Origin of the sequence: Silicimonas algicola (assembly GCF_003148765.1) — a bacterium.
GTDB classification, from domain to species: Bacteria; Pseudomonadota; Alphaproteobacteria; order Rhodobacterales; family Rhodobacteraceae; genus Silicimonas; species Silicimonas algicola.
In genome coordinates this window covers 311,390-325,714 of record NZ_QGGV01000002.1, presented here as the reverse complement: position 1 = coordinate 325,714, position 14,325 = coordinate 311,390, and the positions used below count along the sequence as shown (strand labels likewise).

Here is a 14,325-nt window from a genome sequence, read left to right as displayed (position 1 = left end):
GGCCAAGGTGACGCCCCGGCTTCCCGACGCCCCCGAGGGCACGGCGACGGTGACCTGGGCGCTGGATGCGGGCTTCGCGCGCTGCACGCTGGTTTCGCTCTTTTCCCTTCTGAGGACGGCGTCCTGCCCGGTGCGGGCCGTGTTCCTCTGCGCTGGCGACCTGGGCGACTTCCCGGATCGCGTCCGGCGAATTGCCGCGGCCTTTCCCGGAACCGAAGCGGTCTTTCTCGATCCCGGACCCACTGTGACGGACGACCGCAAGCATGTCTCGGCGGCGACGCTTCTGCGTCTCCGCCTGCCCGAAGTGATCGAAGGGCGCGTGCTCTATCTCGACGGAGATACGCTGGTGCGGTCCGACGTGGCGCCCCTCGCCTTCGCCGACCTCGCAGGCCAGCCCGTGGGCGCAGCTCCCGACCCCGCGGCCGTTCGGTCCGTCGCGTCGGTCCGGTGGCACAACCTGCCTTGGTGGCGTCCCGGGCATATGCGCTTCGTGCGGCACCTCCAGAGCCTGGGCATGCGCCGCCCGGGCACCTACTTCAATGCGGGCGTGATGGTCCTCGACTGCGCGCGTATCCGCGCGCTTGGCCTCGACGGCGCCATGGACGACGCAGAGGCGGCGGGGCGCTATCGCTTGCGCGACCAGGATCACCTGAACGTCGTCTTTCAGGACCGAGCCACCCTGGTCGATCCCGCCTGGAACGCCATCTGGGGCAACCACAGGACCGCCGGACCGCCCCTGAGGCGCGCGGATGTGGACCGCTTCGCCGCCTCGCGCCGCGACCCGCGCATTTTGCACTTCACCGGGGCCGGCAAACCCTGGACCGCGCCACCCGAAACCCTGCGCGTGCCGCAGTGGGCGCGGGAATGGCTGGATGCCGAAGCCGCCCTCAAGAGATTGGAAACGCGATGAAAGCCCCGACCCTGCCGAAAGGCGCGCGCGCTTGTGATGGGACACTTCTCGACATTCGGCGACACCGAGGTGCTCAAGGTCGTCGAGGGATGGCTGAGCGAGGCGGGCCTCCCCTTCGACATCGCTCCCTATGCGGGAAAGGTCCGACTGGGCAACCCCGACTGGGTCGATCCGCGCGCCCTCGACGCTGCGCGCTATTCTCACCTTCTGGTGGTCTGCGGCCCTTTCTCGCAGAAGATGTACGAAGGAATGGCCGACATCTTCGCCGCCTTCGCACATTGCACCTGGATCGGGGTGAACCTGACGATGGTGGCGCCGCTCTCGACGTTCCAGCCCTTCGACGTCCTTCTCGAGCGCGACAGCGACCGGCTGGTGCGAACCGACCTGTCCTTCACGACGCCCGTGACACAGGTGCCTGTCGTCGGCCTCTGCCTGGCCACGCGCCAGTCGGAATACGGAGCCCGTCGCCGCCACGACGAAGCCGGCACGCTGCTCCGGGACCTGATCCGCGCACGCGGACTGTCAGCCGTCGAGATGGACACGCTCTGGCCGCCCGAAACAAACCGCACCCTGACCGAGACGGCGGACCAGTTCACCGCCCTCGCCGGACGGCTCGACGTGCTGCTGACGACACGGCTTCACGGGTTGGTTCTGGGGCTGAAGGCGGGAACCCCGGTCCTGGCGCTCGATGCCATCGCAGGCGGTGACAAGGTGACCAAACAGGCAGGAGTTATAGGCTGGCCCGAGGTCGTGGGCATCGACGACGCCACGCCCGAGGGGCTTTCGGACGCTCTGGACCGATGTCTTGGGGACGAGGCGCGAAGCAGCGCGAAGGACTGCGCGACACGGGCGGCGAAGGTGGCGGGCGCACTCAGGAAGGATGTCCTGCGAAGCCTCGCTGTCGCACCCGGCGCGCACCATGTCCTCCCGCTTCCCCCGGCCCGGCGCCTGAAGCGCCGGATCAGGAGACTGTTCGGACGCTGAACCCTCAGGCCGCGTACTTGACGCCGCCGCGCGGCTTGCGGCTGCGGTTGCGGGGACGTGCGGTCTTGGCGCGCGTCTGATCCTTGGCATGCTCCGCGGCCCAGGGACGGCCCCCGACGACGGCGATACGCGTCTTCAGAAGCTTCTCGATCGCCTGGAACTCGCCGAATTCGTCCTCGGCGCAAAGCGCGATGGCCTGGCCCGAAGCCCCGGCCCGCGCGGTGCGGCCGATGCGGTGGACATAGTTCTCGGCCACGTTCGGCAGTTCGTAGTTGTAGACATGGCGCACGTCGGGGATGTCGATGCCCCGCGCGGCGACATCGGTCGCCACCAGAATGTTCAGCTTGCCCGCCTTGAAGTCGCGGATGGCGCGGTCGCGCTGGCCCTGGCTCTTGTTGCCGTGGATCGACACGGCGTCGAAGCCCGCCGAAACGAGCGTCTTCATCAGACGCTCGGCACCGTGCTTGGTGCGCGCGAAGACAAGGGACAGGTCGCCCCGGTGCGCGCCCAGAAGCTGGATCAGCAGGTCGGTCTTGCCGGCCTTCGGCACGAAATGCACCGACTGCTCGATGCCGTTCGCGGCGATGCCCGGCCGCGTGACCTCGACCCGGACGGGGTCGGTCAGGAACTTGCCGGCCAACTCGGCCATCAGTTTCGGCATCGTAGCCGAGAACATCATCGTCTGGCGGTCAGCGGGCAGAAGCGGCGCGATCCGGCGCAGCGCGTGGATGAAGCCCATGTCGAGCATCTGGTCGGCCTCGTCGAGAACGAGGAAGTTGGTCTCGTTCAGCCGCACGGCACGGCGCTCGATCAGGTCGATCAGGCGGCCCGGCGTCGCGATCAGAAGGTCCGCGCCACGGCGCAGCGCCTCGATCTGCTTGCCCATGGAGGCGCCGCCGACGACGACGGCGACCTTGAGGTGGCTGCCCTTGGTGAAGGTGCGCATCGCCTCGGCGATCTGGTTCGCCAGTTCGCGCGTCGGTGCCAGGACAAGGCCGGCCGCCGTCTGGGGCGCGGGGGCGATCCCGCGCGTCATCAGCGCGTGGATCATCGGAAGCCCGAAGGCGGCTGTCTTGCCGGTGCCGGTCTGGGCGATGCCCAGGACGTCGCGGCCGTTCATGGCATGCGGGATCGCCTGCGTTTGAATCGGAGTGGGGTTGGTGATGCCCTGATCGATCAGAGCCTTAACGAGACGGGGCTGAAGCCCCAACATATCGAAATCCATGTAGTCCTTTCGGTGCGAAGACAGCATGCCTCCGCGATAAATCTTGCCCGCCGGGCCAAAGGCCCGCGGGTGTTGCGGTCAGAGTGCGCCCGGGCCGTATTGACCCGTCGCTGCCTCCACGCGTGATGTCGGATGCATCGAACGCGACACCTGATCGGCCGACTTGGGCCACCTGCTCACGCGGCAGGGCGTCTGCGTTCGAGGGACACATGGCGTCACTCTGCGCCCCTGTCAAGCGCCGCGTTGCAGCGAGGCCGGCCTCACGCCGCCCTTGTCATCCCCATGCCGCATGCGTCACATGACACCCGAGCATCAGCGGAGAGCCGCCCATGACCGACATCGCCATTCTCTGGGACTGGTTCGAATTCGCCGTGCGCTGGCTGCACGTCGTGACGGCCATCGCCTGGATCGGCTCGTCCTTCTACTTCATCGCCCTCGATCTTGGCCTGAACCGAGACGTGCCCGGCCCGGCGGACGGCGAGGAATGGCAGGTCCACGGCGGCGGCTTTTACCATATCCAGAAATACATGGTCGCGCCCGCCGCGATGCCCGAGCACCTGACGTGGTTTAAGTGGGAGAGCTACTGGACATGGATATCCGGCGCAGCACTCCTGATGATCGTCTACTGGGTCGGCGGCGAACTTTACCTGATCGAGCCGTCCAAGGCCGATCTGACACTCTGGCAAGGCATCCTGATCTCCGCCGCGAGCCTCAGCATCGGCTGGCTTGTCTATGATTTCCTGTGCAAATCATCTCTCGGCGAGCGTCCGACGACGCTGATGCTCCTGCTCTTCGCCATGCTTGTCGGGATGAGCTGGGGCTATCACCAGATCTTCACCGGCCGAGCGGCGCTCCTGCATCTCGGCGCCTTCACGGCGACGATCATGACGGCCAACGTCTTCTTCATCATCATGCCGAACCAGAGGATCGTCGTCGCCGACCTGAAGGCCGGACGCACGCCCGATCCGAAGTACGGCAAGATCGCCAAGCTGCGCTCGACCCACAACAACTACCTGACGCTGCCGGTCGTCTTCCTGATGCTGTCCACTCACTATCCGCTGGCCTTCGGAACCCGCTTCTCCTGGGCCATCGCGGCGCTTGTGTTCCTGATGGGCGTCACCATCCGCCACTGGTTCAACACCCGCCATGCCCGGAGAGGAAATCCCCATTGGACCTGGGCGGTTACAGTGGTGATCTTCATCCTGATCGCCTGGCTCTCGACTGCGGGCAACGGCGAGACGGTCGAGGCGGCCGAGGCGCGCGCCCTGACGCCGTCCGAGGCACGCTTCACGCAAGTCGCCGAGTGGGAGGAGGCCGAAAGCGTCGTCATGGGCCGCTGCTCGATGTGCCATGCCCGCGAGCCGGTGTGGGAGGGGATCCTGCAGCCGCCCAAGGGTGTCGTGCTCGAGACGCCGGGCGACATCGCGCGCCATGCCCGGCAGGTCTATCTCCAGGCGGGCCTCAGCCACGCCATGCCTCCCGCGAACATCACGGGGATGGAGCCTGCCGACCGCGCCGCCCTCGTCGCATGGTATCGCGCCGCGAGGTCAGGAGGTGAGACCGATGGTCCGCCGCACCACTATGGAGGGTGACTCTGTCCGCGCCCTCCCCTATACTTTGCGGCGAACGGCCAGATAAGGCCGTCGTTCGAGGTTCAATAAAAGGGCAGACCCCATGACACGCATTTCCCGCCGCGCCCTCCTGATGGGCGCCGCCGCGGCGCTGGCGCTTTCCGCCTGCGGCAACGGCATCGGCAGCCAGGGCGGCGCCAACATCGACGCCCGCGTCGACGCGACGCTCGGCTATCTCGAGAACAACTATCCCGGCACGCGAGACCTCCAGGCCAAGTCCGTCGGCATGCTCGTCATGCCGCTGGTGACCGAGGCGAGCCTCGGGTTCGGCGGCTCCTATGGTCGCGGCGCCCTACGCGTGAACGGGATCACGGTCGACTACTACTCGGCGGCGCAGGCCAGCTTCGGCTTCCAGATCGGCGCGCAGCAGTATGCGCACGTCCTCTACTTCATGACCGAGGAAGCGCTGGCCGAGTTCCGGGCCTCCTCCGGATGGGCCGCCGGCGCGGACGTGAAATACGCGATGAACGACCGGGGCGGGAACCTTTCCGCCGACACGACGACGGTCCTCGCTCCCGTGATCGCGGTCGTCTTCGGGCAGGCCGGGCTCATCGCGGGCGCCTCTGTCGAGGGCACCAAGTACTCGCGCATCATCCCCTGATCCGGGCGGCGGAGGGGGCTCTGCCCCCGCCGCGCTTCGCGCGTCTCCCCCGGGATATTTGCGGGACCGATGATAACGCCTCGTTTACCGTGACGTGTCATCGGAGAGGGGCGGTACAGGCGGGGACGCCGATGACCGCGACCGGTGAAAACCGAACGGCCCGTCCCCGATCCGGGGCGGGCCGTTGCTTTCATCGGTCCCGAAATATCCCGGGGAGCGCGAGGGACAGCGCCCCTCGCCCGCGTCACCCGAGCTTGCGCAGGCGCTTGAGCAGGCTCGACGTGTCCCACCTGCCGCCGCCCATCTTCTGGACGTCCTTGTAGAACTGGTCGACGAGGGCCGTGACCGGAAGGCTCGCACCCGTCTCGTCGGCGGTGTCGAGGCAGATGCCCAGGTCCTTCCGCATCCAGTCGACCGCGAAGCCGTGCTCGAAATGATCGTCGAGCATGGTTTCGAAACGGTTCGACATCTGCCAGGACCCGGCCGCGCCCTGGCTGATGACCTCGACCACCGCGCGGCCGTCGAGGTCGGCCTTCTCGGCGAAGTGAAGCGCTTCGGAGAGGCCCTGCACCAGCCCGGCGATGGCGATCTGGTTGCACATCTTCGTCACCTGTCCGGCACCCGATCCCCCGATCCGCCGGCAGATCTTGGCATAGGTCTGCATCACCGGTTCGGCGCGGTCGTAGGCGCCCTGATCGCCGCCGCACATGATAGAAAGCTGACCCTTCTCGGCCCCCGCCTGTCCGCCCGAGATCGGGGCGTCCACGAAGGAGAGGTTCTTCTTGTCGGCCTCGGCGTAAAGCTCCCTCGTTACCTTGGCGCTGACCGTGGTGTGGTCGACGAAGATGGCGCCCGACTTCATACCCGCGAAAGCGCCGTCGGGGCCGAGACAGACCGAGCGGAGGTCGGCGTCGTTACCGACACAGGCCATGACGAACTCGGCACCCTGTGCCGCCTCGCGGGGCGTCCTCGACGCCGTGCCGCCGTGCTTCGACGCCCAGTCTTCGGCTTTCGAGAAGGTCCGGTTGTAGACCGTCACCTCGTAGCCTCCCGCCTTTAGGTGCCCCGCCATGGGAAAGCCCATGACCCCAAGTCCCAGAAACGCGATTTTCGTCATGGCATCCTCCCGGCTTCACGCCTATCCTGCCCCCGACCTATCGAACCCTCAGGCGCAGTCAATAGCGCCGGGCCAACGCGGACAGGCGCGCATGACCATTCGTCTTGCCCGACAGGCGACGACCGCCGCCCCTCGCCCGTCAAGGGTCGCCTGATGCTGCGCCTTTTCCGCTGGCTGTTGCGCATCGTGACGGGCATCCTCGCCCTCGTCCTGCTCGCGGCCGTCGTGCTCTACTGGTTCTTCTCGCGCTCGATCCCGGAGTATTCGGGAACGCTGACCGTCGCCGGCATCTCGGCGCCGGTCGAGATCGTGCGGGACAACGCCGACGTCCCCCATATCTTCGGGGCAACGGACGAGGACGTCTACTTCGGGCTCGGACTTGCTCATGCCCAGGACCGGCTGTGGCAGATGACCATGCTGCGGCGCACCGCACAGGGCCGGCTGTCCGAGATCTTCGGCGCGCGGACCGCGAAGGTCGACGAGTTGCTGCGGCGCTTCGACCTCTACGCCCTGTCGGTGAAGTCGCTCGAGGCCCAGGACGACTATACCCGGACCGCGCTTGCCGCCTATGCCCGGGGCGTCAACGCCTGGCTCGAGGAGGTCAATACCGGCGCGCGCGGTCGCGGCGCGCCCGAGTTCTGGCTGTTCGAGCCGTCGATCGCCCCCTGGCAGCCGGCCGACAGCATCGTCATCGGCAAGCTCATGGCCCTGCAACTGTCGGGCCATCTCCAGACCGAGGTGCTTCGCGCGCGGGTCTCGCAGATGCTGCCCGACGAGCGTCTGGCCGACATCCTGCCCGACACGCCGGGGCCGGGCGTGGCCGCCCTGCCCGAATACGCCTCGCTCTTCGACGCGCCCCTGCCGACCTATGCCCAGGTGACCTGGCCGGATCGACTGTCGCCGGTCGCACCCCGTGGAATGGCGGGCGCGTCCAACGTCTGGGCCGCGGCGCCCTTCCGCTCGGCGGCCGGTGGGACCCTTCTGGCGAACGATCCCCACCTCGAACTTACGGCGCCCTCGATCTGGTATCTGGCCCGCTTGGAACTGGCCACGGGCGGGGTGATCGGCGGCACGATTCCCGGCGCTCCCGTGGTTCTGGTGGGCCGTTCGGAAAATCTGGGATGGGGCCTGACCTCGTCCTATGCCGACGATCAGGACGTGTTCATCGAGAAGCTGAACCCCGACAACCCCGAGGAGGTTCTGACGCCCTCGGGCTGGAAGAAGATGGCGGAGCGCACCTCGCTCATCACGATCAAGGACGCGGATCCGATCACCCTCACGCTGCGCTGGACCGACAACGGTCCGGTCCTGCCGGGCTCGCACTACGACCTCGCGGCGGTGACGCCGAGAGGTCATGTGGCGTCGCTTGGATGGACGGCACTTGGACCGACCGACACCTCGGTGCAGGCGCTTCTCGGCGTGATGCGCGCCGGCACGGTCGACGAGGCGCTGGAGGCCGGACAGGCCTTCGTCGCGCCGCCCCAGAACCTGACGGTCGTCGACAGCGAGCGGATCGCGATGAAGGTGATCGGCGCGCTGCCGCGCCGCGCCGCGCGTCACCAGACCCAGGGACGGATGCCCGCTCCCGGCTGGCTGGCCGAGAACCGCTGGCAGGGGCGGCTGTCGGACGCATCCAACCCCGAGTTCGTCGACCCCGAGGGCGGCATCCTCGGCAACACCAACAACAAGGTCATCGACCGTCCCTTCCCGCTCCACATGTCGTTCGACTGGGGGGACACGCAGCGCATCCAGAGGTGGGAGCGCCTGATGCAGTCGCGCGAGGTCCACACCCGCGAGAGCTTCATCGAGGCGCAACTCGATACCGTGTCGATCACGGCGCGCACGCTTCTGCCGCTTGTCGCCCGCAACCTGTGGTTCACCGGAGAAGCGGCCGCCGAGGGCACACCCGAACGCCGGCGCCGGGATGCGCTGGACCTGCTGGCGGGCTGGAACGGCGAGATGAACGAGCACCTGCCCGAGCCGCTGATCTACATGGCGTGGATGCGGCGGCTTCAGGACCGGCTGATCCGCGACGAACTCGGCACCCTGGCCGACGCCTTCCCGCATCTCGAGCCGATCTTCGTCGAGCGCGTGTTCCGCAACCGCGACGGGGCCTCGGTCTGGTGCGACGTGATCCAGTCGGCGCCGGAGGAGACCTGCACCGACATAGCGCGGCTGGCGCTCGACGACGCGCTCGTCTGGATCGACGAAACCTACGGTCAGTCGCTCGAGTCGCTCAGGTGGGGCGACGCGCACGAGGCCACACACGACCATCCTGTCCTCGGTGACGTGGGCTGGTTCTCGTGGCTGGTGAACATCCGGCAGTCGACGAGCGGGGGCGACCACACACTCTTGCGCGGGCTGACGTCGGGGCGCGATCCGAACCCGTTCCAGAACACCCACGGCGCGGGCTACCGGGGCGTCTACGACTTCGCCGACCCCGACAGTTCGGTCTTCGTGATCTCTACGGGGCAGTCGGGCCACCCGCTGTCGCGGCATTACGACGATCTGGGCGAGTTGTGGCGGCGAGGGGAATACATCCCGATGACGCTCGACCCCGACCTGGCTCGCGCCGGAGCCGAAGGGATAACGCGGCTCGAACCTGCAGAGTAAGGGGCGCTGCCCCTCGGCCCCTTGGGGTCTCACCCCGAAGTGGTTTCCGACAGTACAATCTCAGAGCTGTGCGAAGCGGGCCGCCTGGATCGCGGACCACGACACGTCCAGCCGCCATCCGTCCTCGGTCTCGTCCTCGTTCGTCACGACGCCCTGCTCATAGAGCCAGGCCCGCTTGCGGCCATCGTCGTGCGGGATGTCCAGGCGCTCTTGCCGGCGGCCTTCGTCGAGGGCGGCCTCGACAATCGGCAACAGGGTGGAAAGGCCGTCGTCGGTCAGCGCCGAGGTGACGATGGTGTCCTCGCGCCGTTCGGCCGCGGTGCGCAGGGGCTCCTGCGCCTCGGGCGGCAGGCGGTCGATCTTGTTCCATACCTCGATCATCCGGCGATCCTGACCGACCCCCAGGTCGGACAGAACCGAGAGGACATCCTCGCGCTGCTCTTCGGTCTGGGGATGCGAGATGTCGCGGACGTGGAGGATGATGTCGGCGGCCAGCACCTCTTCGAGGGTGGCGCGGAAGGCGGCAACGAGCTGCGTCGGCAGGTCCGAGATGAAGCCCACTGTGTCGGAGAGGATCGCGGGCCGGCCCGAAGGCAACTTCGCCAACCGCATCGTGGGATCGAGCGTGGCGAACAGCATGTCCTTCGCCAGAACGTCGGCTCCAGTGAGGCGGTTGAAGATCGTCGACTTGCCGGCGTTCGTATAGCCCACAAGCGCCACGATCGGGAACGGCACCTTGGCGCGCGCCGCCCGGTGCAGCGCGCGGGTCTTCACTACCTTCTCGAGCTGGCGCTTCAGACGCACGAGCTGGTCGTCGATGGCGCGGCGGTCGGCCTCGATCTGGGTTTCGCCGGGGCCTCCGACGAAGCCCAGCCCGCCACGCTGACGTTCGAGGTGGGTCCAGGCGCGGACAAGCCTGGTGCGCTGGTAGCTGAGCGCGGCCATCTCGACCTGGAGAACACCTTCGCGCGTCGCGGCGCGGTCCGAGAAGATCTCGAGGATCAGCCCGGTCCGGTCGAGAAGCTTGACCGACCATTCCTTTTCGAGGTTGCGCTGCTGCACGGGGGTAACCGGCCCATCCACCAGAACGAGCTCGACTTCGTCCGCCTTGATGCGCGCCGCAAGCTCCTCGACCTTGCCGGTGCCGAACAGCTTGCCCGGCTGCGGCTTCTTCAGCCGAATGACCTCCGCACCCACGACCTGAAGCCCAGGCAAGGCAGCGGCAAGCGCCACGGCCTCGTCCAGGGCATAGCCGGCATCGCGCCGGTCAGGATTGCCGGTGATGTCGGGATGAAGGACGAGCGCCCGAGTAATGGACCGACCGTCCGCGTTCTCCACCCCTATTCTTCACCTTCATAGAGCGAGATCGGCTGTGCCGGCATGATGGTGGAAATCGCGTGCTTGTAGACAAGCTGCGACTGACCGTCCCTGCGCAGCAAAACGCAGAAATTGTCGAACCAGGTGATGACGCCCTGGAGTTTGACGCCGTTGATGAGGAAAATCGTTACGGGAACCTTCGTCTTCCTGACGTGGTTCAGAAATGCGTCCTGCAAATTCTGTCTGTCCGAAGCCATGTTTCATAGCCTTCTTATTGCGGCCGTTGATCGACCGACCCTTCGTGGTGATGGGATATTACGGACAGATTCGCCATGTGCCACCCCCAATTGAGATCGCGGGGGCCGGTTTATGGTGGATTTGCCTCGTCTTGCGGCATCAACGCCAGAATTCCGGGTTGAGAAGCGCGATAATCGCGAGCGCTTCGAGCCGGCCGAGGATCATGGCGGCGCACATGATGCCCTTCGTCGCTTCGGAGTAGGCCGCCAGATCGATCGGCTCTCCACCCGCCACTGCGGTCAGAGGACCAGTCGTCGAGAGCGTCGCGATGGTCAGGATCATCGCCTCTTCGAAGCCCATGCGACCGACGAGGGTGAAGGCTCCCACCACCAGCGCGATCGAGATGGCGAAGAGCATGAAGAACACCCAGGCCGCATAGGCGCCCTGACGCCGGAAGCGCCGCCCGTGCCGTCCCGAGCCGCCGACCGAGCGGGGGTGGACGAGCTTTTCCATCTCGCGGAGGCCGTGCTGGTAGAGCGAGAACACGCGGAGGAGCTTGACACCGCCCGCCGTGGTGGCAACGCCCCCGCCGAAGACGGCGAGCCCGACGAGAAGAACGCCCGGCGAACTTACCCCCGACCAAAGCTGCGCCGTGTCCCAGTCGGCGGCGACGAAGCCGGTCGTCGTCAGGAAGGACAGCACGGTGAAAAGCGCGCCCCAGACGCTGCGCAGGCCCTCGAGCACCCGAAGCTCGGTCCCGTCTTCAAAGCTGACGACCCAGTGGCGCAGGAAAAGAAGGACGGCAAGCGTCCCGGTGATCGCGAGGCCCAGTCGGATCTCGGGGTCGTTCCAGAGGCTTCGAACGCCGTCCGGGCGCTCCTCCGATACAAAAGTCACGCGCGACAGGGCGAAGATCAGAAAGAGGAAGACGATGAACTCGCCGACATAGCCCGATCCGGCTGGTTCGAGACCGCCCAGCACCGAAATGCCCGAAGTCGAGAGTGTCGACATCGAATGTACCAGGCCCACGATGGCGCGGTCGCCTGAGACGACAAGCGCGATCCAGAGGGCGACCGTCAGACCCAGATAGACCGGAAACAGCCGCGCTCCCACGCGCCGGATGCGCTCGGACGGCTCGGCGGTGCGGCGGCTTTCGCGCGCGCCCTGCCCGATCTCGGCGGCCGAGGTCAGTTCGAACCCGCCCAGGTTCAGGGGCGCCATGATCGCGATGGCCGTGACCCAGACGAAGAAGCCGCCCATCCAACCGACCATCGCGCGCCAGAAGTGGACCGCGTCAGGCAGGCGCTCGGGCGCGAAAAGCGTGGCGCCCGTCGTCGTCAGGCTCGACACCATCTCGACATAGGCGTTGAGGAATGTCGTGTCTGGGACCGCCTCCGAGAAGGGCACCGCCAGCATCACGGGCAGCACGGCATAACACGCCACGATCGAGATCAGGTGGCTTCGACCCTGTCGGCGGATCCGGATGTTGGCCGTGGCCAGCGCGACCATGCCGAACAGCATCGAGAAAAGCACCGATGGATAGAAGAACGCCCGCGCCGTCTCGTTGTCGTTGACGACCGAGGCATAGACGGCAGGCACCATCATCGCGGCGGCGCCGATCCCCATGAGGATGACGATGAAAGGCAGGTCGTAAAAGCGGCTCATCAGAAGAAGTCGATCGAGACCTGGAACAGGCGCTCGACCTCGGGGACGTCGGCGGCGAGCGCGAAGACGACGATGACGTCTCCTTCGTCGATCCTCAGATCGCCCGTGGGCTTCACCACCTCGCCGTTCTTCATCACCGCGCCGACCAGCACGCCCTCGGGGAATTCGATGTCGCGGATCAGGCGCCCGGCCAAAGGCGAGGGCGAGAGGATCTGCGCCTCGATCACCTCGGCCTCGGCGTCGCCGATGGAATAGACGCTGCGCACCCGCCCGTGCCGGATGTGCCGCAGGATCGAGCTTACCGTGGTGGCCCGCGGGTTGATGTAGGCGTCGATGGCCAGAGGCTCCATCAGCGGGATCAGCGTCGGATCGTTGATGAGCGCAATGGCCATGGGGCAGCCCAGCTGCTTGGCGCGCACGCTGGCCAGAAGGTTGGTGTTGTCGTCGTCGGTCACGGCGAGGATGGCGTCGGCCCGGTCGATCCCTGCCTCGTTCAGCAGGTCCATGTTCATGCCGTCGCCATGCAGGACGATGGTCCGCTCCAGCGCGTCTGCGGCGCGTTCGGCGTTGAAGCGGTTCTTCTCGATCACGCGGGCGCGCAACCGTTCGGCCCGCCCTTCCAGCGCGCGGGCGACGGCGAGGCCGACGTTGCCGCCGCCAAGGATCACGACGCGCTCCTGACGGTGGACCGTCTTGCCGAAGATCTCGAAGGTCCGATTGATGTCCTGGAAGTGGGCCATCACGTAGACCTGGTCGTCGGGAAAGAGCTGATCGCCCGGCTCGGGCGCGAACAGCTTGCCGTTGCGACGTACGCCGACCACGATCGCCCGAAGCGTCGAGAACAGATCGGTGAGCTGCCGCAGGGGCGTGTTCACCACCGGGCAGTTCTCGTCGAGCTGGATGCCCAGAAGCTGCGCCTTGCCCTCGAGGAACATCTCGGTGTCGAAAGCCGCGGGCGCGTTCAGGCGGCGAAGGGCGGCCTCGGCCACTTCGCGTTCGGGCGAGATCACCACGTCGATCGGCATGTGGTCGCGGCGGTAGAGGTCGGAGTAGATCGCCGTCAGGTAGCTTTGCGCGCGAAGCCGCGCGATCTTGCGTGGCACCTCGAAGATCGAGTGGGCGACCTGGCAGGTGACCATGTTCACCTCATCCGAATAGGTCGCGGCGATGATCATGTCCGCGTCGCGGGCGCCGGCCCGCTCCAGCACGTCGGGATAGCTGGCGTGGCCCGCGATCCCCTGGACGTCGAGCGCATCGGTCGCGCGGCGCACCAGTTCGGCGTTGTTGTCGACGACGGTGACGTCGTTCCTTTCGCCGGAAAGGTGCCGCGCGATCTGCCAGCCGACCTGGCCCGCGCCGCAGATGATGACCTTCATGAAGGGCCCCTTGCCGCCTTCCGTCGCGCCTCTGTCGCATGAGGCGGTGCGGCGATCAAGCGTACAAAGCCGGATGGCCTCGCGAGCTTCGAAAATTTCCGCCATTTTTCAGTTAGTTGCGGTAGCGGGCGCGGCATTTGCGCTGGCACGCGAAACTCTGGCGCGCCGTGGGGCGTGGGTAGGACAGTGAATGAAAACGGAGGAACCGTACATGAAGACCCTTTCGATCGCCGCACTTGCCCTCGCCGCCTCGACCGGCATCGCGCTGGCCGCAGCCCATGCCATGAACCCCGCCGTCATGGCGGCCGATCAGGACGTGTCGAACGGCATCGTCTCGGCTGACATGATCACCGCGACCGAGAACGGATGGCTGGTCGTTCACCGCACCGACGCCGAGATGAAGCCTGGCCCCGTCGTGGGCTATGCGCCCCTGCGCGCCGGTGAGAACACCGACGTCGCCGCCATCCTTCAGGAAGAGGTGGCCCCCGGCGACATGCTTATGCTCATGGTCCACTCGGAAGCGGGCGGCATGTCGACCGGCGTCTTTGAATATACGCTCGGCGCCACGGAAGACGGCCCGATCCGCGTCGACGACCAACTCGTGATGCAGGTCATCACCGCTCAGTAACTGAAAACCATCTTCGCGGGC

The 14,325-nt window shown here is 66.8% G+C and carries 12 protein-coding genes; 6 read left to right on the top strand and 6 right to left on the bottom strand.

The annotated features are described in order from the left end of the window. Nucleotides 1–7 precede the first annotated feature (7 nt). Entirely contained in the window at nt 8–910 is a 903-nt protein-coding gene (locus tag C8D95_RS05990) for a glycosyltransferase family 8 protein (protein ID WP_164721681.1), read from the top strand. A 36-nt stretch (nt 911–946) separates the two neighbouring features. After that, nucleotides 947–1,894, top strand: a complete 948-nt coding sequence (locus tag C8D95_RS05985; RefSeq protein WP_109758254.1) for a polysaccharide pyruvyl transferase family protein — start codon at nt 947–949, stop codon at nt 1,892–1,894. A gap of 4 nt (nt 1,895–1,898) precedes the next feature. Here C8D95_RS05985 and C8D95_RS05980 read toward each other — a convergent pair whose 3' ends face one another. After that, nucleotides 1,899–3,119 (bottom strand): DEAD/DEAH box helicase, encoded by a 1,221-nt coding sequence (locus C8D95_RS05980; protein ID WP_109758253.1) that lies wholly within the window; start codon nt 3,117–3,119, stop codon nt 1,899–1,901. Nucleotides 3,120–3,448: 329 nt separating this feature from the next. On the opposite strand from C8D95_RS05980, the gene C8D95_RS05975 reads away from it, so the two are divergent. Both C8D95_RS05975 and C8D95_RS05970 read left to right on the top strand, forming a co-directional pair. After that, entirely contained in the window at nt 3,449–4,711 is a 1,263-nt protein-coding gene (locus tag C8D95_RS05975; RefSeq protein WP_109758252.1) for a urate hydroxylase PuuD, read from the top strand. Nucleotides 4,712–4,793: 82 nt separating this feature from the next. After that, complete coding sequence (locus C8D95_RS05970) at nt 4,794–5,351, top strand: lipid-binding SYLF domain-containing protein (protein WP_109758251.1); 558 nt, start codon at nt 4,794–4,796, stop codon at nt 5,349–5,351. Nucleotides 5,352–5,595: 244 nt separating this feature from the next. On the opposite strand, the gene C8D95_RS05965 is transcribed toward C8D95_RS05970, so the two are convergent. Continuing rightward, entirely contained in the window at nt 5,596–6,468 is an 873-nt protein-coding gene (locus C8D95_RS05965; protein WP_109758250.1) for an NAD(P)-dependent oxidoreductase, read from the bottom strand. 153 nt (nt 6,469–6,621) lie between these two features. Here C8D95_RS05965 and C8D95_RS05960 point away from each other — a divergent pair, with 153 nt between their 5' ends. Further along, nucleotides 6,622–9,081: a penicillin acylase family protein gene (locus C8D95_RS05960; RefSeq protein WP_109758249.1), complete on the top strand. Its 2,460-nt coding sequence runs from the start codon at nt 6,622–6,624 to the stop codon at nt 9,079–9,081. A gap of 60 nt (nt 9,082–9,141) precedes the next feature. Here the strand turns inward: C8D95_RS05960 and hflX are convergent, their stop codons facing one another. The 4 genes from hflX to trkA all read right to left on the bottom strand — a co-directional run bounded on the left by hflX (nt 9,142) and on the right by trkA (nt 13,676). Beyond that, nucleotides 9,142–10,419 (bottom strand): GTPase HflX, encoded by a 1,278-nt coding sequence (gene hflX, locus C8D95_RS05955; RefSeq protein ID WP_420902628.1) that lies wholly within the window; start codon nt 10,417–10,419, stop codon nt 9,142–9,144. A 2-nt stretch (nt 10,420–10,421) separates the two neighbouring features. Beyond that, nucleotides 10,422–10,655 carry an RNA chaperone Hfq gene (hfq, locus tag C8D95_RS05950; protein WP_109758248.1) on the bottom strand — a complete coding sequence of 78 codons (234 nt, stop codon included), beginning with the start codon at nt 10,653–10,655 and terminating at the stop codon, nt 10,422–10,424. Nucleotides 10,656–10,794: 139 nt separating this feature from the next. Continuing rightward, a complete protein-coding gene (locus C8D95_RS05945) occupies nt 10,795–12,300 on the bottom strand; it encodes a TrkH family potassium uptake protein (RefSeq protein WP_109758247.1) in 1,506 nt (501 codons plus the stop codon). Next, a complete protein-coding gene (trkA, locus tag C8D95_RS05940; RefSeq protein ID WP_109758532.1) occupies nt 12,300–13,676 on the bottom strand; it encodes a Trk system potassium transporter TrkA in 1,377 nt (458 codons plus the stop codon). The genes C8D95_RS05945 and trkA overlap by 1 nt, the downstream gene beginning before the upstream one ends. A gap of 211 nt (nt 13,677–13,887) precedes the next feature. Between trkA and C8D95_RS05935 the strand changes: the two genes are divergently transcribed. Further along, on the top strand, nt 13,888–14,304 hold the full coding sequence (locus C8D95_RS05935) for a DUF7282 domain-containing protein (RefSeq protein ID WP_109758246.1): 417 nt from the start codon (nt 13,888–13,890) through the stop codon (nt 14,302–14,304). Nucleotides 14,305–14,325: the final 21 nt, after the last annotated feature.

Excerpts from the sequence above, each read along its gene's own strand:
- C8D95_RS05985 (WP_109758254.1), top strand. The coding sequence starts at position 947 with ATGGGACACTTCTCGACATTCGGCGACACCGAGGTGCTCAAGGTCGTC.
- hfq (WP_109758248.1), bottom strand. The coding sequence starts at position 10,655 with ATGGCTTCGGACAGACAGAATTTGCAGGACGCATTTCTGAACCACGTC.
- C8D95_RS05980 (WP_109758253.1), bottom strand. The coding sequence starts at position 3,119 with ATGGATTTCGATATGTTGGGGCTTCAGCCCCGTCTCGTTAAGGCTCTG.
- C8D95_RS05970 (WP_109758251.1), top strand. The coding sequence starts at position 4,794 with ATGACACGCATTTCCCGCCGCGCCCTCCTGATGGGCGCCGCCGCGGCG.
- trkA (WP_109758532.1), bottom strand. The coding sequence starts at position 13,676 with ATGAAGGTCATCATCTGCGGCGCGGGCCAGGTCGGCTGGCAGATCGCG.
- C8D95_RS05935 (WP_109758246.1), top strand. The coding sequence starts at position 13,888 with ATGAAGACCCTTTCGATCGCCGCACTTGCCCTCGCCGCCTCGACCGGC.
- C8D95_RS05965 (WP_109758250.1), bottom strand. The coding sequence starts at position 6,468 with ATGACGAAAATCGCGTTTCTGGGACTTGGGGTCATGGGCTTTCCCATG.
- C8D95_RS05945 (WP_109758247.1), bottom strand. The coding sequence starts at position 12,300 with ATGAGCCGCTTTTACGACCTGCCTTTCATCGTCATCCTCATGGGGATC.
- C8D95_RS05975 (WP_109758252.1), top strand. The coding sequence starts at position 3,449 with ATGACCGACATCGCCATTCTCTGGGACTGGTTCGAATTCGCCGTGCGC.
- C8D95_RS05960 (WP_109758249.1), top strand. The coding sequence starts at position 6,622 with ATGCTGCGCCTTTTCCGCTGGCTGTTGCGCATCGTGACGGGCATCCTC.